Source organism: Streptomyces sp. NPDC015661, from assembly GCF_043077765.1.
In the GTDB taxonomy this organism is placed as follows: domain Bacteria; phylum Actinomycetota; class Actinomycetes; order Streptomycetales; family Streptomycetaceae; genus Streptomyces.
This window is the reverse complement of record NZ_JBIBST010000013.1, coordinates 179,937-199,606: the sequence shown is the minus strand read 5'-3', so window position 1 is coordinate 199,606 and position 19,670 is coordinate 179,937. Positions and strand designations below refer to the sequence as shown.

General features: G+C 70.0%; 15 protein-coding genes. 4 read left to right on the top strand and 11 right to left on the bottom strand.

Features of this window, described 5'->3' with window-relative positions; genetic code table 11:
• The first annotated feature begins 126 nt into the window (after window positions 1–126).
• A complete protein-coding gene (locus ACF07V_RS31505; RefSeq protein WP_392159096.1) occupies window positions 127–2,151 on the top strand; it encodes a S8 family serine peptidase in 2,025 nt (674 codons plus the stop codon).
• 151 nt (window positions 2,152–2,302) lie between these two features.
• Here ACF07V_RS31505 and ACF07V_RS31500 read toward each other — a convergent pair whose 3' ends face one another.
• Window positions 2,303–4,396 (bottom strand): protein kinase, encoded by a 2,094-nt coding sequence (locus ACF07V_RS31500; protein WP_392159095.1) that lies wholly within the window; start codon window positions 4,394–4,396, stop codon window positions 2,303–2,305.
• Between the two features lie 29 nt (window positions 4,397–4,425).
• On the bottom strand, window positions 4,426–5,037 hold the full coding sequence (locus tag ACF07V_RS31495) for a TetR/AcrR family transcriptional regulator (RefSeq protein ID WP_392159094.1): 612 nt from the start codon (window positions 5,035–5,037) through the stop codon (window positions 4,426–4,428).
• A 235-nt stretch (window positions 5,038–5,272) separates the two neighbouring features.
• Between ACF07V_RS31495 and ACF07V_RS31490 the strand changes: the two genes are divergently transcribed.
• Genes ACF07V_RS31490 through ACF07V_RS31480 form a run of 3 tightly spaced genes read left to right on the top strand, consistent with a single transcriptional unit; the run spans window position 5,273 to window position 8,423 of the window.
• Window positions 5,273–6,055 (top strand): SDR family oxidoreductase, encoded by a 783-nt coding sequence (locus ACF07V_RS31490; protein WP_392159093.1) that lies wholly within the window; start codon window positions 5,273–5,275, stop codon window positions 6,053–6,055.
• Between the two features lie 29 nt (window positions 6,056–6,084).
• Window positions 6,085–7,323, top strand: a complete 1,239-nt coding sequence (locus ACF07V_RS31485) for an acyl-CoA dehydrogenase family protein (RefSeq protein ID WP_392159092.1) — start codon at window positions 6,085–6,087, stop codon at window positions 7,321–7,323.
• Window positions 7,323–8,423, top strand: coding sequence for a phosphotransferase family protein (locus ACF07V_RS31480; RefSeq protein ID WP_392159091.1), 1,101 nt, complete (start codon window positions 7,323–7,325; stop codon window positions 8,421–8,423). The genes ACF07V_RS31485 and ACF07V_RS31480 overlap by 1 nt, the downstream gene beginning before the upstream one ends.
• 101 nt (window positions 8,424–8,524) lie before the next feature.
• Here ACF07V_RS31480 and ACF07V_RS31475 read toward each other — a convergent pair whose 3' ends face one another.
• The 9 genes from ACF07V_RS31475 to ACF07V_RS31435 form a co-directional block, all read right to left on the bottom strand.
• Window positions 8,525–10,123 (bottom strand): transporter, encoded by a 1,599-nt coding sequence (locus tag ACF07V_RS31475; protein ID WP_392159090.1) that lies wholly within the window; start codon window positions 10,121–10,123, stop codon window positions 8,525–8,527.
• A 613-nt stretch (window positions 10,124–10,736) separates the two neighbouring features.
• Complete coding sequence (locus ACF07V_RS31470) at window positions 10,737–12,023, bottom strand: aspartate aminotransferase family protein (protein ID WP_392159089.1); 1,287 nt, start codon at window positions 12,021–12,023, stop codon at window positions 10,737–10,739.
• Between the two features lie 58 nt (window positions 12,024–12,081).
• A complete protein-coding gene (locus ACF07V_RS31465; RefSeq protein WP_392159088.1) occupies window positions 12,082–13,110 on the bottom strand; it encodes a dihydrodipicolinate reductase in 1,029 nt (342 codons plus the stop codon).
• Window positions 13,111–13,294: 184 nt separating this feature from the next.
• A complete protein-coding gene (locus ACF07V_RS31460; RefSeq protein WP_392159087.1) occupies window positions 13,295–14,161 on the bottom strand; it encodes a phytanoyl-CoA dioxygenase family protein in 867 nt (288 codons plus the stop codon).
• A gap of 100 nt (window positions 14,162–14,261) precedes the next feature.
• Complete coding sequence (locus ACF07V_RS31455) at window positions 14,262–15,689, bottom strand: aldehyde dehydrogenase family protein (protein WP_392159128.1); 1,428 nt, start codon at window positions 15,687–15,689, stop codon at window positions 14,262–14,264.
• Window positions 15,690–15,766: 77 nt separating this feature from the next.
• Entirely contained in the window at window positions 15,767–16,543 is a 777-nt protein-coding gene (locus ACF07V_RS31450; protein WP_392159086.1) for a gamma-glutamyl-gamma-aminobutyrate hydrolase family protein, read from the bottom strand.
• A complete protein-coding gene (locus ACF07V_RS31445) occupies window positions 16,540–17,652 on the bottom strand; it encodes a Zn-dependent alcohol dehydrogenase (RefSeq protein ID WP_392159085.1) in 1,113 nt (370 codons plus the stop codon). Before ACF07V_RS31445 ends, ACF07V_RS31450 begins: the two co-directional genes overlap by 4 nt.
• Window positions 17,649–19,004, bottom strand: a complete 1,356-nt coding sequence (locus tag ACF07V_RS31440) for a glutamine synthetase family protein (RefSeq protein WP_392159084.1) — start codon at window positions 19,002–19,004, stop codon at window positions 17,649–17,651. The genes ACF07V_RS31445 and ACF07V_RS31440 overlap by 4 nt, the downstream gene beginning before the upstream one ends.
• A 1-nt stretch (window position 19,005) precedes the next feature.
• Window positions 19,006–19,611 carry a hypothetical protein gene (locus tag ACF07V_RS31435; protein WP_392159083.1) on the bottom strand — a complete coding sequence of 202 codons (606 nt, stop codon included), beginning with the start codon at window positions 19,609–19,611 and terminating at the stop codon, window positions 19,006–19,008.
• Window positions 19,612–19,670: the final 59 nt, after the last annotated feature.

Here is a 19,670-nt window from a genome sequence, read left to right as displayed (position 1 = left end):
CAGCCCGCCGTGCCATGGTTCCGGAAGGACTCCTGACGGTCGGGCACCGGCACGAGCAGTGGCGGAGACCCTCACGACCACCCGGTGCGCGCCTTCGTCATCACCCGCACCCTCCGGGAGTTCGGAATGTCCCGTATCACCATCAACGGCGTGACGGTGGACCCGCTGTCCCAGTCCGAGGAGATGGCCACCGCCTGGCTGGTGTCAGAGGACGCCGCCGCGTCCGACTACGTGCTCGTCCAGACCACACACCCGCCCACGGCCGAGGAGAAGGACGAGCTCACGGCGCTCGGGGTGGCCATCCACGAATACGTTCCGGACGACACCTATCTGTGCGGCTTCCGGTCCACGGATCTGGACGCGGTACGCGCCCTGCCCTTCGTGGCCTGGGCGGACGTGTACTTCAAGGGCTTCAAGATCGCCCAGTCGCTGCGGTCGAACCGCCTCCGCCCCGGGGTCGCCGTGCTGGCCGACCCCCTGGAGGCGGTGGGTTCCCGGCCCCGGACCGTCGACATCGTGCTGCACGACGACGTCGAGGTGAGCGCGGACGGGCTGCGCGACCGGATCGCGGCTGCGGCCGGTGTCAGCCCCGGCGCCGTGGAGCCCGACGGCGACAAGGTCCGCATGACGGTCCGTGAGGAGGACCTGCCCGCGCTGGCCGCGCTCGACGAGGTGAAGGAGATCGAGGAAGTTCCCGAGAGGGTGCTGTACAACACCGTCGCCGGGAACCTCATGCACGCCCATGTGTCCCTCAACGGCACGAAGTTCCGCGGCGAGGGCCAGATCGTGTGTGTCGCGGACACCGGGTTCGACAAGGGGTCGACCACCCATGTGCACCCCGCCTTCACCGGCCGGGTCAAGCGTCTGGTCGCCCTGGGCCGTACGAGCCCCGCGAGGACGGACGACCCCGACGGGCACGGCACCCATGTGGCGGGCTCGGTTCTCGGCGACGGCACGTCGGCGTCGATGGGCGGCGCCATCACCGGCACGGCTCCCGAGGCACGACTGGTCCTGCAGTCCGTGCTGGCGGACGACGGCTCGCTGTCCGGCATCCCGATCAACCTGCGCAGTCTGTTCGAGCCGCCGTTCCTGGAGGACGGGGTGCGCATCCACACGAACTCGTGGGGTCCGGTCACCCCGGGCCTTCCGTACAACAAGAGCGCGCGCGAGGTCGACCAGTTCGTCTGGGACAACAAGGACTTCGTCATCTGCTTCGCCGCGGGCAACGACGGTACGGACCACGACGGTGACGGCCGGATCAACCTGAGGGCCGTCAGCGGGGAGACCGGCGCCAAGAACATCATCACCGTCGGCGCCAGTGAGGGCGACCGTCCCCAGATCCCCCACACCTACGACGACCTGAGGCCGCTCTCCTACCCCGCCCCTCCGATCCGCGGCGACAGGATGGCGGACAACCCCGGCGGGATGGCGGCCTTCAGCAGCCGCGGGCCCACCCAGGAAGGGCGGATCAAGCCCGAGATCGTCGCTCCCGGCACGGCGATCCTCTCCACGCGCTCGCGGATCGCGCCCGACAACGGTCTCTTCGGCGTCTCCACGGATCCCGCGTTCATGTTCGACAGCGGCACCAGCATGGCCACCCCGCTGGTCGCCGGCTGCGTGGCGGTGCTGCGCGAGACGCTGGTGAAGAACGGCACGCCCAAGCCCAGCGCGGCGCTCATCAAAGCCATGCTGATCAACGGCGCCGACGAACTGAAGGGTCAGTACGTCCCCAGCGAGGCGGGCCCCTCCCCCAACAACAACTCCGGCTTCGGCATCGTCAACCTCCAGCAGGCCGTCGTCCTGCCGACGGATGCCGGCCGGGCGGGCTTCACCGACGCCAAGGAGCTGGAGCAGGGAGAAGAGCGTGCGTTCCTCATCCCGATCCCTGAAGGGGCGGCCCGCCTGAAGGTCACCCTCGTCTGGTCGGACCCTCCCGGCAAGGCCCTGCAGAACGACCTCGACCTGATCGTCCGGGCGGGCGGCCAGGAGCGCCACGGCAACATGGGCACGGATCCCGGGTTCGACCGCGTCAACAACGTCGAGCAGGTCGACTGGCGGAACATCCCGGCCGGGGAGGCGGAGGTCGTCGTCAGCGCCTTCAGGATCACCCAGTTCGCCCAGCCGTACGCCGTCGCCTGGCGCATTCTCTGAGGCGTACGACGCCGGTGGAAAGGCGGGCCGCCACGGAACCGGCGGCCCGCCCGCGAGCGCCCGCATGTCCGGGAGCACCACGGACTCGCCGCCGAGACGCCTTCGGACGGACACGTCCGATCAGCTGACCAACCCGTCACGGAGACACGCTCTAGGTGCCCGGGGCGGTCAGCTGCGCCAGCCAGTGCCGGGCCTCGAAGAGGGGTGTGGTGGCGCCGCCGACGGGCTCGCACGACAGCGTCCGTCTCCCCTTCTCCTCGCTCTCCCGGAAGGACAACGAGGGGGCGCTCTTGGCGCAGCCCGACGGCTGCTTGCCGTCGGCGAGCTCCGCGGGCGCGGTGCGGAGCAGGGCCGACTCCTGGGAGAACACCCGCGCCGTGTACTCGCACCTCTCCCCGATCCCGCTGATGGACACGAGTCGGATGTCGCGTTTCGTCGCCCCCCGGCCCATCGTGGCTTCGAGGCTGTAGGTGCCGTCCTGTCCCCGGCCGCTCCACGAGCCCCGATAGTTCGCCGGCAGCGCGCCCTCGGCGGACGACGCCTTCACGAACGTGTCGGGTTCGTAGAGCGTCTGCCCGTCGTTGCGGTGGTCGTAGTAGCCCGGGTCGTCCTCCCACTTGTACGTCCCGTCCCATGCGGCTACGAACGCCCCCGTGCCGTCCGGGGTGGAGGAGCCGTAGTCATCGGTGTTGTCCTCGCAGCGACCCGCCTCTGACGTGGGGCTTGCGCTCTTCAGCCGACTCGAGCCGAGCTTGACCGAGTCGCTTGTGGAGTCGGTGATGGTGCTGTCCCAGACACACAGCCGGTCCTTGTTCAGCAGGGAGTACTCGGCGGTGCCCTTCGCGTCGATGAGCAGGCGTGCGGTCACCCCTTCGATGCGGAGGCCGTCGGTGTCCCTCAGGTCGAGAGCCGCCTCCCAGCTCCCCTGCAACGCCTTCGGAGCAGTCAGCGACGGTGATTCCCCCGTCCCGTGCTTGCCGCTCTGCCACGGGCGGAGCGCGAGCAGTCCGCCGACGGTGACGAGCACCACGACGGCTGCCACCCCCGCCACGACGGCCGGACGACGCGGCCGGTCCGGGGCCTGCTCCGGACCGTACGAGCGTGCCGTTTCGTCGTGTCCCGGCCCGACCGTGAGCGCGTACGCGAGCGCGTCCGGCGGGGATGCGGCAGGCGCTCGCAGGGGCTGAGGTGCGGCGGGCGCTCGCAAGGGTCGGGGTGTGGGCGCGGGCGCTTGCACGGGTCGGGGTGTGGACGCGGGCGCTTGCACGGGTCGGGGTGTGGACGCGGGCCGGTCAGGCACCGACGGAAGGGGACCCTGGCCCGGCACGAGGGCCGTGTGCGGGCGCAGCGGGTCGAAGTCCAGCAACTGCGCGGCGTGCCGTCCCAGTCGACCGAGCAACGCGCCCGGCAGCCATTCGCCGGCGCCTTCTGTGGCGGTGCGGGCGGCGACCTGCTCCGGCGTGGGGCGTTGCGCCGGGTCCTTCCGCAGGCATTCCCGTACGAGTCCGAGGAGCGCCTCCGGCAGCCCGTCCAGGTCCGGATCTTCCTCGGCGACCCGGAACAACTGGGCGTGCAGCCCGTTGCCGCTCGCCCCGAAGGGCTGGCGCCCCGTGGCGGCGTAGGCGAGGACCGACCCCAGGCAGAACACATCGGAGGCGGCCGTGACGTGGAGCCCGCGCACCTGCTCCGGCGACATGAAGCCGGGCGAGCCGATCACCATGCCCGTGCGGGTCTGCAGGCTGTCCCCGCTGACGCTGTCCAGCGCCCGGGCGATACCGAAGTCGATGACCCGGGGCCCGTCCACGGTGACCAGGACATTGGACGGCTTGAGGTCGCGGTGGACGAGGCCCGCCCCGTGGATGGCCTGCAGGGCGAGCGCGAGCCGGTTGGCCAGGACCCGCACCGACTGCTCGGGCAACGGCCCATACTGCTCGGCGACGACGGCGTGCAGATCGGGACCGGGAACGTACTGCGTCGCGACCCAGGGCGTCTCCGCGTCCGTGTCCGCGTCGAGCACGGCCGCGGTCCAGGCCCCACCGACCCGCTTCGCCGCGGTGACCTCGCGTGCGAACCGCGCGCGGAATTCGGCGTGTTGGGCGAACTCGCCCTGCACGACCTTGACCGCGACGGTGCGCCCGCCTTCGGAGCGGGCGAGGTAGACCCGGCCCATGCCGCCGGCGCCTAAGCGGGCGATGAGGCGGTAGGGGCCTATGTGGGGCGGGTCTTCGGCGATCAACTGGTCCACGAGGATGGAGGGTAGCCCAGCTGTCGCGGTCAGTCCGCGCCGACCATCATGCGCGTCATCGCGCAGTAGCGCTCCGCCAGTTGCTGCGGGCTGTACTCGCCCTCGGGCCGGTACCACTGGGACACGCCGGTGCACATGGTGACGATCGCCCTGCTGACCTCGCGGGGGTACTCGGTCGTGAAGGCCTTCCCCGCGACGCCGTCCTGGAGCACCTGGTCCATCAGGCGCTGCTGACGGTCACGGGCACCGATGTAGGTGTCGCGCACCTCTCCGACGAGGCTGCGGATCTCGCTGTAGGCGATGAACGCGAGATCCCGCCGGTAGGCGTGGAACAGAACGAGGCACTCCACGAGCAGGTCGAGCCGTCGCCGGACGTCGGCACCGGCTTCCTCCAGAGCCGCGGTGCTGCGTTCCCACAGGTCGTCCATGGCGTGCGAGACGATCGCGACCAGCAGGTCCTGCTTCGCCGGGTAGTGGTGGTACAGCCCGGGCACCGAGAGCTCCGCGCGCGCGGCCACTTCCCGGACCGTGGTCCCGTGGTAGCCGTGCTCCATGAAGCACGCGAGCGCGCTCATGAGGATCGGCGGCAGTCCGCTGCCCAGGTACGACCTCCAGTCCGTTGTGGCGTCGGTGTCCGTCACAGCCCTCTCCTTCCCCCGTTTCCCGATCGCGTCGGCACAGTATGCAGCGCCGCCCCACCCGGTCCGACAGCAGCCCTCTTGACATACCTCCGGCACTTCCCTTCACTTTACCGAACGGCCGCTCGGTAACCGAGCGACCGCTCGGTACGCCCGCCGGTGACGGTGTCGAAGACCTCGCGGCGGTGTTCGGCATCGTCGGCCTTTCGGCCCGGCTTTCCCCTCGAAGGACTGATCCATGAGCGACCACCACACCGACCAGGGCCGTTTCTCGGGCCGCACCGCCGTCGTGACCGGCGCGAGCCGGGGCATCGGCCTTGCCGTCGCCGAACGGCTCGTCGCCGAAGGGGCGCGCGTGTGTCTCACCGCCCGCAAGGCCGGACCGCTCGAAGAAGCCGCGGCCGCTCTCCCCCGGGGCAGCGTCATCACCGTCGCCGGGAAGGCCGACGATCCCGTCCACCGCCGCGAGGTCTTCGACACCGTCGCGCGCGAGTTCGGCGGGCTCGACGTCCTCGTGAACAACGCGGGCATCAACCCGGCGTACGGCCCCCTCGTCGGCCTGGACCTCGATGTCGCCCGCAAGGTGCTGGAGGTCAACGTCCTCGCCACCCTCGCCTGGGTCCAGGACGCGGTGGCCCACCAGGGCCTGCGTTTCACCGAGCGCCACGGCACCGTCGTGAACCTCTCCTCGGTGACCGGCGACACCCCCGCTCCCGGCATCGGCCTCTACGGAGTGAGCAAGGCGGCGGTGTCCCACCTGACCAGGACCCTGGCCGTCGAACTCGGCCCGGAGATCCGTGTCAACGCCGTGGCTCCCGCCGTGGTGAAGACGCGGTTCGCCGAAGCCCTGTACGAGGGCAAGGAGGCCGAGGTCGCCGAGGACTACCCCCTGCGGCGCCTGGGCGTGCCTTCGGACATCGCCTCCGCCGTGGCCTATCTGGCCTCGACGGACTCCTCCTGGGTCACCGGCCACGTCCTCACCGTCGACGGCGGCCTCACGGTCGCCGGCGGCACCGCGTAACGACCGCGCCCACCCCCGAAAGGACTGTCATGACTTTCACCCACCTTCCCCCCGAAGTGGCGGAGCTGCGCGAGCGCACCCGCCGGTTCATCCGCGAGGTCGTCATCGACTCCGAGCCCGCACCCGGCGGACGTCTCGACCAGGTCACGCGTGACCGGCTGCAGGCGGCCGCGAAGGAGGCCGGCGTCTTCGCGCCCCACGTGCCGAAGGAGTACGGCGGACAGGGTCTGCCCATCGAGCACTGGTCGCCGATCCTGCAGGAGGCCGGGTACTCGCCGATCGGCCCCAGCGTGCTCAACTGCATGGCCCCCGACGAGGGGAACATGCACATGCTCAACCTCATCGCGACCGAGGAGCAGAAGAAGCTCTATCTCGCGCCTCTGGCCGCGGGGGACGTACGGTCGTGCTTCGGCATGACCGAGCCCCACCCCGGAGCGGGCTCCGACCCGGCGGCGCTGCGGACCACGGCCGTGCGTGCCGACGGCGGCTGGATCATCGACGGTCACAAGCGGTTCACCAGCGGTGCCGTCGGCGCGGCGTTCTGCATCGTCATGGCGCGAACGCCGGCCGTGGACGGCTCCCCCGAAGGGGCCACCATGTTCCTGGTCGACATGGACAACCCCGGCATCCGGATCGGTGAGGCGATCCACACCGTCGACCGCTCCATCGACGGCGGCCACCCGCACCTGTACATCGAGGACTGCTTCGTCCCCGACGCGGCGGTGCTCGGCGAGGTGGGGCTCGGCTTCCGCTACGCCCAGGTCCGGCTCGGACCGGCCCGTCTCACGCACTGCATGCGGTGGCTGGGGCTGGCGCGCCGCGCGCACGACATCGCGCTGGACCGGGCCGCGAAGCGGGAGCTGTTCGGCGGTCCGATCGACTCGCTCGGCCTGGCACAGCACCTGATCGCCGAGTCGGTGATCGACATCGAGACGTCCGACGCGATCATCACCAAGACGGCGGCGCTGCTGCACGACGCCCCGAAGGCGGGGTCCGCGATGTCGTCGATCGCGAAGGTCCACTGCTCCGAGGCGATCTACCGGGTGATCGACCGCGCCATCCAGATCTGCGGCGGCGACGGGGTCTCCGACGGGCTCCCGCTGGCGCAGTACCTCAACGAGGTCCGCCCGTTCCGCATCTACGACGGCTCCAACGAGACCCACCGGTGGGCCATCGCCCGCCGGGCCTCGGCCGGCCGCGGCGCCGCGGTCCGCGCCGGTGAGCCGTACCGGGGCGACGCCCTCGTCGGCCGGGACGGGGGTGCCTGATGGACACCGTCCCCGACGGCGTGGAGGTCGTCGCGAGCCGGGAGGAGGCCCGTCACCTCGACAGTCCTCCGCTGCTGGTCCTCGACGCGATCGCCGGCTTCCTCGACGCACACGGCATCGGCAGCGGCCCGCTCGCGTGGCAGCGCATCGGCGACGGCCACTCCAACATCACCTATCTGATCGAGCGCGGTGGCGATCGCGTCGTCCTGCGCCGCGGCCCGCGGCCACCGCTGCCGAAGTCGACGCACGACATGGTGCGCGAGGCCCGCATCCAGAAGATCCTCGGCGGGCACGGGGTGCCGGTGCCGGAGATCGTCGCCGTCTGCGAGGACGAGTCGCTCCTGGGCGTGCCGTTCTACCTCATGTCCCGCATCGACGGGACGGTCGTCACCGACACGATCCCGGCCCACCTCTCCCCCGCCGAACAGCGCCGGGCCACCAGCGAGGCCGTCGTCGACGCCCTCGTGGCCCTGCACGGCATCGACGTGACCGGAGGGGAACTCGCCACCCTGGGCTCCCCCGAGGGATACCTCCGGCGCCAGGTCGACAGGTTCCGCGGGCTCTGGGAGGTCAACACCACACGCAGTCTGCCCGCGGTGGAGCGCATCTCGGACTGGCTCACCCGCAACCTGCCGGCGAGCCAGGCGGCCTCGGTGGTGCACGGCGACTACCGCATGGGCAACCTCATGTTCGCCCCGCAGGCACCCGCCCGGGTCCTCGCGATCCTGGACTGGGAGATGGCGACGCTCGGTGACCCGTTGGCGGATCTGGGGTACCTCACGGCCACCTACTCCGAGGCAGGCCGCCCCACCACCCCGCTCGAACTCACCAAGGTGACCCGGTCGCCCGGCTACCTCACCCAGCTTCAGCTGGCAGAGCGCTACCAGCGCCGCACGGGCCTGGACCTGACGTCTCTGCCCTGGTACCAGACCCTCGCGCTGTGGAAGGCGGCGATCTTCTGCGAGGCCATCTACACCCGCTGGCAGCGTGGTGAGCGTCCCCACGACACGGTCTTCGGCCCCTCGCTCGAGACGGGTGTCCCCCGTCTGCTGGAGCGGGCCGGGCAATACGCCTGCCTGTCGGCGACCAGTCGCCGCTGACGCCCGACGGTGTCGGCCGCTCCTGGACGTCGTTGGTGGCGGGGCCTCCCTCACGGAGGCCCCGCCACCCTCATGACCGGGGTTCGGGGCGCCCCGTGGACTCAGCCGGTGACACCGCTCCGGGTTCGCCGGATCGGGGCGGTCCCCCTCCACGGACGCGTGCTGCCGAGCCATCCCAGGAGGAAGGCCGCCGGTACGGAGACCACCCCGGGGGTGTCGAACGGGAACAGGTCGAAGTCCTCCTGGGGCAGGAGCGCGTAGACCGTCCCGGAGACACCGGGTGAGAAAAGGGTCAGGAGTATGCAGAGGGACAGTCCTCCGTACACCTGCCACAGGAGCCCCTGCCGGTTGAAGCCGGGCCAGAGAAAGGAGTAGACGAGCGCGGGGAACACGCACGAGGCCGCGACGCTCATGGAGAAGGCGAGCAGGAACTCGATGGGGTAGCGGTGTGCGGCGACGGTCAGGACCAGACTCACCGCGCAGAGCGCGACGACGGAGAGCCGCAGGACTCCCAGCTCTCCGATCCCGCTCCTGGAACGGTCCTTCCGTCCGAACAGGTCGCGGGCCATGGAGACGCCGGCGGCGAAGGTCACGCCGGCCACGGCTGTGAGCACGGCGAGGAAGGCGACGCAGGCCACGAGCGTGATGAGGACGACCCGGCCCGTGGAGTGGTGGGGCAGGACGCTCGACGCCAGCAGGATCAGGGCGCCCTGTCCCTTCGCGTCGACCGCCCCGATCTGTCCGCTGCCCACCACCGCGGCCGCGGCGAAGCCTGTCGTGATCAGGAGCAGGAAGAAGAGACCGCTCAGTGCTACGGCGATGCTCATGGAGCGCCGGGCGGCGGGCACGTCCCGGCCTGCGCTGACGCGCAGGATCAGGTGGGGCATCATCGCGGTGCCAAGGATGACGACGATGTGGTCGCTGATCGCGCTGAGAGGCCCGAGGCCCGTGGTGTGTGCCCACAGCCCCGGACTGAGGTACCCGTGCGGGGACGTGCTCTGGTGCACGGCGGCCGACAGCAGGTCTCCGGGGCTCCAGGCGAAGACGCGGAGCGCCAGCAGGGTCACCACGGCGAGCGTCGCCAGGGCCACGGGCACCTTGACGACCTGCACGAAGCTGGTGCCGCGCAGATCGGCCACGCCGGCGAAGCAGGCGATCAGGCATCCCATCATGACCGTGCACACCACCTGGGCCGTCTCGCTCGGCATGCCGATCAGGAGAGCCGTGGTGACGCCGCCGGCGCGCAGTTGGACCATGAGCAGAGGGATGGCGATCCACAGGGTGACCACCGCGCCCGCCGTCCGGGCCGCGGGCCCCTCGGCACGCAGGGAGAACAGCCGGCCGAGGGTGTAGCGGCCGGTGCCGCGGATCCTCGGGGCGAGGAGCAGGAAGACGCCGAGGGCGAGGGCGCTGTCGACGGCGATCGAGACCCCGTCGTAGCCGAAGAGGGCGATGGATCCCGGCAGGGTGACCAGGATGACGACCGTGATCTGTTCGCCGGCCATGGCGACGCCGTTGAAGACGGGGGCGAGGGACCGGTCGGCGACGTAGAGACCTTCCAGGTCGTCGCCCTGGGTGGCGAGCATGAAGATCCACAGCAGGCAGACGCCGATGAAGACGAGGAACGCGCTGATCACGGCGCCCCTCGCCTCGGAGCCGATCGGGTCGAGCGAGCCGGCGCCCAGGAGGTGAACGGTCATCGCGCTTCACCGACCGCAGGAGAGGCGGCGGTCGTCGCCGACGCCGATGCGCAGGAGGACGCGGTCCGGTGCTCGTACCGGCATGTCCCGCCGACGAGGACGGCGAGCTGCACGAACGCCCATCCCAGGCCGAGCGTGAGGCGTCCGTACACGGCGGTCGCTCCGAGGGCCGTGGAGCAGGAGAGCAGGACGCCGACGGCGAGCGGCAGCGCGTTGATCGTGACCAGCGTCCGCGTGTCACGAGGGGACGAGTGGGGCGGTGGCGTGAAAAGCCCCCGTCGCGGGACGGGGGGTCGGGAGGAAACGGAGGGCACAGGACCTCTCTCCGGAAGGAGGAGGACGGCCACGGCGCACGGGGGTGGGGGCGGTCGCAGCCGTCGGGGACGGGCGACAGGAGTCGGTCGGCTGCGGCCCCCACCGATCGGGAGAGGGGACGGCCTGATGCCGAGGCGCCGGTCCGGCGTCACAACGGCAGTTGACGAGGGATTGATGAAGGATTGATGAGGGTTGGTCGCCTTGCGGCGTGGCACAGGAGGCCGGATACAGGCGTGCGAGACGCCGGATGCGCGGGGTGTCGATCAGGATGTCGACGACGTCGGGCAGCGCGGGGCGGTCAGCCCGCTGCGGGCCCCCGCAGCTGACGCAGAACCTTGTCGAGGGCGTCGGCGGTGGCGTCGATGTCCGTCTGGCGGTGCGCAGTGCTGAGGAAGATCTTGCCCGAGGGCATGAACATCACGCCGTGGGCGAGCATCCCGCCCAGAATCTGCGGCCAGAGGCCGCCCGTCCCGTGCAGGCCGGTGGCATCGAGCTCCGGGACGAACTGGAGCAGGGAACCGACGCGGTTGAGGCGGGCAGGTTGGGGCGCGGAGGCCAGCAGGTTCCCGATCGCGAGTTCGAACTGGGCGGAGACGCTCTCCAGCGTTTCGTGGACGGAGGGGTCCTCGAGTACGCGCATGGTCGCCTGTACCGCAGCCAGCGCGACGGGATTTCCGTTGAACGTCCCGGCGTGGACCACGCCGTCGGTCACCTGGTCGATCAGGTCCGCTCGACCGACGACGGCGCTCTGGGTGAAGCCGCCGGCCATGGCCTTGCCGAAGACGGACAGGTCGGGGTGCACCCCGAAGCGCTCGGCCGCGCCACCGCGGGCGATCCGGAATCCGGCGATCACCTCGTCGTAGATGAGCACCACCCCGTGCTGGTCGCAACGGGATCGCAAGGTCTGCAGGAAGTCCTGCGTGGGTGCCTCGACGCCGGCATTGCTCATGATCGGGTCGACGAGCACAGCGGCGATGTCCCGTTCGACGGCGTCCGCGAGAATGCGCTCGATCATCTCCACATCGTTGAACCGCGCCACCACGAGGTCGTCGAGCACGCTGGGGCTCTGGCCTCGACTCGCCGGCATCGCGACCTCGTCCTTGTCGGCGTCGGGGTCCGTGTCGGTCAGGCCTGCGTACACCGTGTCGTGCCATCCGTGGTAGCTCTTGGCGAACTTCACCACCCGCCGACGGCCCGTGGCCGCCCGCGCCAGGCGCAGCGCGACCTGGACCGCCTCGGTCCCGGTGTTGCTCCAGAGCAGGCGTTCGCCGTGCGGGACGGCTTGGAGAACCGCCTCCGCCGCCGCGTACTCGAGGACGTGGCCGGTGCCGACGACCTGCATCCGCGTGACCACATCGCGTACGGCGTCCACGATGCGGGGGTCGCCGTGTCCGAGGACGAGGGGACCCCACGCCATGACGTAGTCGATGTAGCGGTCGCCGTCCAGGTCCCAGACATGGGCTCCCCGTGCTTCGCTCACGAAGAGCGGATGCGGCTGCATGGCCGCGCGGAGGCCGGAGCCCACGCCTGCTCCCACGCTGCGCCGGGCTCGCTCGAAGGCGATGCGCGATGACTCCAGGCTCATCTGACGTTTCTTCCTTTCTCAGGCACCCGGTTCCCCCGGGCGAGGTGTTGCGGGAGCCTCAGGGGGCGAAGCGGGCACCCTTGCTGGCCAGGGCGCCCACCGGCAGGTCCTCGACGGTGCGGAAACCCGGCTCCGCCTCGACGACCGCGGTCACGGCGTTCGATGCCATGGCCACGGTGGAGAGGAAGCTCTCGAACCCGCCGGGCACGACGACTTCGATCGTCTGCTCGCGACCGACGAGGAGGAGGCCGTCGCCGCGTTCGACGGCGTCCTCCGGGTCGAAGATGCCGAACCGGGTGGCCAGTTCGATGACGGCCTTGCCCCGTATCAGTCCGCGGGCCCGGTGCAGGACGCTCGTCACGGTTCCCGCGGGGATGACGGCGTGCTGCCCGTTGCGTTCCGCTTCCGCGATCAGGTCCCGCTCGACGATGTCGACCTCGATCGCATCGAGATCCCACTCCAGTCCACGGGCCAGGGCGCTGATGCTCTGCGCGAAGCCGACGTGCCCCATGACGCGGCCGGCATCGCGCTCGGTGTCGAACTCGGCCGGCGTGAGACCCAGCCCGAACTTCTTGAGGATCGCTCCGTAGCGGCTCATGTCCGCAGTGCGCCGCACGGACACACGGTCCACTCCGAGCGTGAGGCCGCTCAGCACCAGCGGAAGCGTGTCCATGAGCATCCCCGGATTGCAGCCGGTGCCGAGTACGGAGACGCCGTGTTCGCGCGCGAGCCGGTCCAGGCGGGCCACGGCCTGGGCGTGGCTCCGGGTCGGATCCCGCAGCTCCTCGCAGATCGACACGACGTTCGTCCCCCGCTCGATGAGGGCGGTGAGCGTCGGTTCTATCGCGTCCACCCAGGACGACGTGGCGACGACGGCGACGTCGGCAGGCGGCAGCTCCGCGACGGAAGAGACCACGGGGACGGGCGGCGCACCGGCGACGAAGTCGGCGAGGGGCACCCCTGCCTTGTCGATCCCGATGTCCAGCGCACCCAGGAGTGCGCAGTCGCGTCGGCTCACCAGCGACTCGGCGATGGCGATGCCCGTGGCTCCGAGTCCGACGAGAACGACACCGGTCGGCTTGGTCATGTTCGAGTGCCTCCTTCAGCACACGCGGGACGGCGGCACCGAATCCGGCGTCCCGTAGATCGATGAGCGGGAACGAGGGCCGGACCTGGACGACGTCCCGCAGAAGGCCCGTGGAGGGCTCTCTGCGGGACGTCTCGCTCACGGGGCCTCGACGACGAGGCCGCGTGAGCCGGTCAGGTCGGCCTCAGAGGTTGAGGTAGTCGCCCAGGTCGGCGTAGTCGACCTGCCACAGGCCGGGCGAGCCCGTCGGGTACTGGGAGCGGAAGCCGAGGATGCGCTGGACACGCGGCGAGAGCGTCCGGGCGATCTCCATGTCGACCAGGAAGGGGTACGCCTCCTCGCCGGTGAGGAAGCCCGGGTTGAGGGCGAAGGCCACGGCACGCCGGTACTCGTCCCCGGTCCGGTTCGCCCCACCGCCGTGCACGGTCTTGCCGCTGAAGAGAAGGACGTCACCGGCGTTCATGATCGCGGGAACCGTCTGATCGGGAGTTCCGCGGTCCTCGAAGTCGCTCCAGTGGTTGCTTCCGGGGATGACGCGGGTGGCGCCGTTCTCCTCGGTGAAGTCGGTCAGGGCGATCAGGAAGTTGATGGTGACCTCCGGACCGCTGGGCCCCATCCCGATGAACGGGAACCAGTTCTCCAGGTCGCGGTGCAGCATCTGCGCCTGGCTGTCGGGGCCGATCTCGATGACCTGTGCGGTGGTCATCCAGTACGTGCCCGACTCCGGGAGGAAGGTGAGGTCACAGACCTCGTGGACCAGGGGGTGTTCGAGGATCTCGTTGCGGAACGTGGCGCTGTGCGTCACCAGGTTCGTGAGGCGCTTGGTGTTGCTGCCGTGGAACGCGGCCACGATCTCGTTCTCATGGGTCGAGCCCGGGCGAAGCGCCTGCATCGGCGGCTCGATGTCGGTGTTGAAGCGTGCGATCTGCTCCTGCGTCAGGAAGCTCTTGACGATGACGCCGCCGTCGCGGGTCACGATCTTGAGAATCTCTTCCGTCGGCGTGTCGTTCGCCACCGACGTCAGGGCCTGGGCCTTCTTCTGTGTTGCCATGGGAATTCTCTCTCTCCATCTGAATCACGGTTGATCGACCGCTCGATCAGCCGCGGGTATTCCGGCTCCCTGGTCTCCTGCGCACCGTCTTCGCGACGGATCAGGCGAGTTCGATCCAGGTCGTCTTCAGGGTCGTGAACTTGTCGAGGCCGTGAAGGCTCCGGTCCGACCCGTGACCGGAGAGCTTCCGACCGCCGAAGGGCACCGAGGTGTCGCCCTCCTCGTAGCAGTTGACCCAGACCAGGCCGGCCTGGATGTCCCGCGCCATGCGGTGGGCCCGGGCGAGGTCGCCGGTCCAGATGGCGGACCCGAGTCCGTAGTCGGAGTTGTTGGCGATCGCGATCGCCTCGGCTTCGTCGCGGAACGTCGTGACCGACAGCACAGGGCCGAAGATCTCGTGCTGGGCGAGGCGGCTGTGCTGGTCCACGTCCACGAAGACCACCGGATCCACGTACAGGCCGTCGGTCCTCTTCCGGTCCGATCCGAGGACGAGCCGGGCTCCGTCCGCGATCCCCTTGCGCACCTCGTCCAGCACGTCGTCGCGATGCCGCTCGTAGGCCAGCGGCCCCATCGTGGTCTCCGGGTCCAGCGGATCGCCGATCCGGTGACGGCCGAGATGATCGACGACCCTGGCGACCAGCTCGTCACGGATGTCCTCGTGCACGAGAAGCCTGGAACCCGCCGTGCACATCTGCCCGCTGTTGAAGGAGATCGCCCAGGCCGCCATCCGCGCGGCCTCGTCGAGGTCCGGCGCGTCGGGGAAGACGATGTTCGGGGACTTGCCTCCCAGTTCCAGCCAGACCGGCTTCGCGTTGGACTGTCCGGAGTAGGTCAGCAGCTGCTTTCCGACCTCGGTCGAGCCGGTGAAGGTCAGCGTGGCGACGTCGTTGTGCAGGGCCAGGGCCGAGCCGACCGTCGCACCGCTGCCGGTGACGACCTGGAGCACCCCGGCCGGCAGGCCTGCCTCGGCGGACAGTTCCGCCGCGCGCAGGAGGGAGAGCGGTGTCTGTGTCGCGGGCTTGACGACGACGCTGTTTCCCGACACGAGAGCCGCGGGAATCTTGAACATCGACAGTGTCATCGGGAAGTTCCACGGCGTGATCGCGCCCACGACTCCCAGCGGCTCCCGCGTCACCAGGGCGACGGAGTTGTTGCGGCCGCGCGGCGACTCGTCCATCAGCTTGTCCGCGACCTCGCCGTACCAGCGGATCGTGTTGATGGCGGTACGCAGTTCGACGGACCATGCCACCGTGACCGGCTTGCCCATCTCGAGCGCGACCAGCAGGGCCAGTTCGTCACGGTGCTTGTCGAGCAGGTCCGCCCAGCGGATGAGCACGGCGCCGCGCTCGCGGGGCTCCAGACCCGCCCAGACCCGGGACGAGAACGCCTGCTTGGCTCCTTGGACGGCCCGGTCCACGTCGTCGCGGTCCGCGCTGGGGACGTCCGCGAAGGGCAGTCCGTCGCGCGGGCTGACGAGGGTGGCCGTCCGGCCGGTCCTCGATTCGGCCCGTTCGCCGTTGATCCACATTCCGCGGGACGGACTCAGCCGGCTCTTGAGAGCGAGCCAGTCGTCCAGTGAGCGTGCGGCGCCGGTTCGTTCCGTGTTCACCACGTCGCGCCTCCTGTCATGGCGGGTCCGAGGGCGTTCGCCGCCGACTGGTCGACGAGCCAGTCGAAGACGGGGTCGGGGGAGGCCATCCACTCGGGATGCCACTGCACCCCCACCACCGGGCTGTCGGCCAGCCCGATGGCTTCGACGACGCCGTCGGCGGTGGTTCCCATGACGGCGAGGCCTCGGCCGAGGCGGTCGACCGCCTGGTGGTGCCAGGAGTTGACGACGCGCCGAGGTCCGTAGAGCGTGTGGGCGAGGCTTCCCGGCGTGAAGCTGACGGTGTGTGCGTCATCGCCGTCGTCACGCGCGAAGTTCGGGGACGCGTGGACGATCGGGCCCTCTTCGATGTGCTCGACGAGCGTGCCGCCGAGGACGATGTTGAGCAGCTGGTGACCGCGGCACACACCCAGGAGCGGAATGTTCGCCTGGAGCGCGGCCACGATCAGGGCCGCCTCGTACTCGTCTCGTTCGAGGTCCGGCACGTCGTGGTGCCACCTCGGGTCGGCCTCGGGGTCGACCTGGGCGTTTCCGCCCCAGCGGGAAGGGTGGACGTCCTGCCCGCCGGTGACGATGAGTCCGTCGAGTCGCTCGACCACGTCTTCGGCGTCGCAATGGAACGGCAGGTTGACCGGTATTCCGCCCGCGGCCACCACCTTGTCGCCGAAGGCGCTGAAGTAGGAGTTGATGAACTCGAATTGGAAGCGGCGGGACGTCCCCTTCACCATGCCCAGGCTCAGGCGGCGTCCCGTGATTCCGATCAACGGCTTCATGCGCACACCTCCCCGACCCGGGCGACGACGCGAATCTCCCGTCCGGACGCCAGGGCCTTGAATCCTTCGTTGATGGTGGCCAGATCGCACCTGGCCGTCACCAGGTCGTCGAGCTGGAGCAGTCCCATGCGGTTGAAGTGCGCATACAACGGGACATCGACCTTGAAGTGGTTGGATCCCATGAACGAGCCCTGGATGCGCTTCTCCTCAAGGAACAGCTCCGCCCCTCGTACCGGGATCGGCTGCGAGTCCGGGATCATGCCCATCACGGTGGCGGTCCCGCCCGGCCGGAGCATGGCGAACGCCTGTCCGGCCGTGGCGGCCGAGCCGACCGCCTCGAACGCGTGGTGTACGCCGGTGCCGGTGATCGCCCGCACTGCCGCGACCGGGTCGGTTTCCCTGGCGTTGACCACATGCGTCGCGCCGAACCGGAGGGCCCGCTCCAGCTTGCCCGGCACGACGTCGATCCCGATGATCTGTGCTGCGCCGGACAGTTGTGCGGCTTGGAGGGCGGCGAAGCCGACCCCGCCCAGTCCGACGACGGCGACGCTGTGCCCGGCCTGCACCGAGGCGCTGTGCAGGACCGCGCCCATGCCTGTCGTGACGGCGCAGCCGAGCACGCTGGCCGTCTCCGGACGGATGTCGTCCGGAATGGTGACGAGGCTGTTCTTGTGGACGAGGATCATCTCCGCGAAGGCACCGATGCCGGCGGTCGGCCGCACCGGCCGGCCGTCGCGCTTGGTCAGCCGCGGCCGGGATCGCTCCTGCTGCAGTCGTGAGCGGTGCAGGCACAGGGTCTGCCTGCCGGTCACGCAGTACTCGCAGGTGCCGCAGTAGACGGACAGGCACGTCACGACCGTGTCCCCCGGCGCGAACTCCGGCACGCCCGTGCCGGCGGCCACGACCCGGCCGACCGCCTCGTGGCCGAGGACGATCGGCGGCTGGGTCTCGAAGGTGCCGTCGATCTCGTGGAGGTCCGAGTGGCACAGACCGGCGTACGCCACCTTCACCAGGACCTCGTCCGGTCCCGGGTCGTCGATCACGAGCTCCTCGATCTCGAGGGAGCCCGGCGCCGTGTTCAGGACGGCGGCCGCTATCCGGGTGCTCATGCCAGCTCGAAGTATCGGCTGCGCTCCCACGGGGTGATCCCGGAGTCGGGATCGCCCCCACCGGTGTGGAACGACAGCCACTCCGACAGGCGCGTGCCGATCCAGTAGCCGACGAACTCACCGCCGAGCGCCTCGGGCAGGATCTTGTCCGCCTCCAGTGCCGAGGCCGCCTGGGTGATGCTCGCCGGGATCGGCTCCCCGTCGGGGCGGAACCAGGCCATGCCGGTCAAGGCGGTGGGCGGGTCGAGTTCGTTGCGGACTCCGAAGAGGCCCGCGCCGAGAACGGCCGCGGTGACCAGGTACATGTTCGCGTCCGAACCGGGCACGCGGTACTCGATGCGGGACTGCTTCGGGTGGTCCACGACGGCGCGCACCGCCGTTGTCTTGTTACCGACTCCCCAACTGATGGTCGTGGGCGGACCCTCGGCGGGGATGAGCCGGCGATACGAGGTGATGAAGGGAAGGGAGATCGACGTCGTACCCGCCATCGCCGGCATCACGCCGCCGATGAACCGGCTCATCACGTCGGACGGACCGTCGGGGCCGTAGAAGGCGTTCCCGTCCGGCGTTGCCAGCGAGAGGTTCAGGTGCGACGCCTGGCCCCAGGCGTCCGACCACTTCGCCATGAACGTCACGGTCCGGCCGAGCTCGTGGCCCACCTCGCGCATCACCTGACGACATCGCGCCCACCGGTCGGCGACCTCGACGGCACTGCCCATCGCGACATTGACTTCGATCTGGCCTGCGGCGGCCTCGTCGTTCCAGGCCTCCCAGTCGATGCCGATGGCCCGCAGCCGCTCCTCCACCCGCTCCAGGTACGCGCGCCAGTCCGCGTCCTTGGCGAGCACGTAGGCACCTCCGCACGTGCCGCCGAGCGGAGTGAGGTTCTCGTAGCCCTTGGCGCGGGCTTCGCGAACCGACTCCTCGAAAATGGTCGCTTCGATCTCGATGGCGGTGTTGACCGTGAAACCGAGCTGCTGGGCGTCGTCCTCGACGCGGCGCAGCAGGTTGCGCGGACAGACGGAGACCGGGGTGCCGTCCTGGGTCCAGAAGTCGCCGATGACGGCCGCCTTGCCCGGCTTCCACACCACCAGCGTGCCGAGGTCGGGGCGAAGGAAGATGTCCGCGAGTTCGCCGCGCCAGGACGGGAAGGGGATACCGAGGATCGGGGTGCTGCCCAGGTCGTTGCCGAACACGACATCCGCGAAGGCGAATCCCTGCTCGACGCTGCCCAGGAACTTGCCCCGCGACAGGGTCTTCCCGATGAACGTGCCGTCGAGGTTCGTCGCCTGGATCTCGACGGACGTGATGCCGTGCTCATCCAGCCAGCGGTCAAGCTCATCAATGGTCATCTCAGACACCGAATCTCACCTTCCAGTGCGCGCCACACATTGCCGACAGGTGCGCCACGCTGCCGACGACGGTGACGCCGGTCGCGATGGCGAACAGAAAAGTCTCGCCGCGGCCGCTGAACGCCGCCGCCAGCGCCTCCGCGGGGCCGTGCACCTCGTACGCCAGTGCGTCCTCGCCGAAGCGGACCTCCTGCTCCTCGGTCTGGCAGACCACGCGGAGCCCCTCGGGGAATCCGTACGAGCCCTGGTTCGCCGCCCAGAAGGACGATGCGGCATCACGCCAGGCGGGCACCGGCGGGTTCAGCAGTGTCTCGACTGCCGACGCGAGCGCATCGGGCGTCTCGGCGAGCGCGTAATCGGAATAGGGCACGAGGGGAATCGCCTCGACGCCCTCGTCCACGCCGTGGTGGATGTCCACGCCGCCCTCGGCGAAGAGCAGGGTCGCGGCCTGGGCGTCCAGCTGCGATCGCAGCGCCACGGTGCCGGTCAGCCCCGTGAGGAGATCACGGAGTTCGGGAACCGCCGCGCTCTCGCGCAAGACCCTCGCCAGCGAGAGCACGAGCGGAGTCGGATCCGGCTCGACCTCGATTCTCACAGCGCCACTCATGGGCACTCACCTCAATCATTCGCGGCCGAACACGGAGTGCCGGCGCCATTCGCAGAATT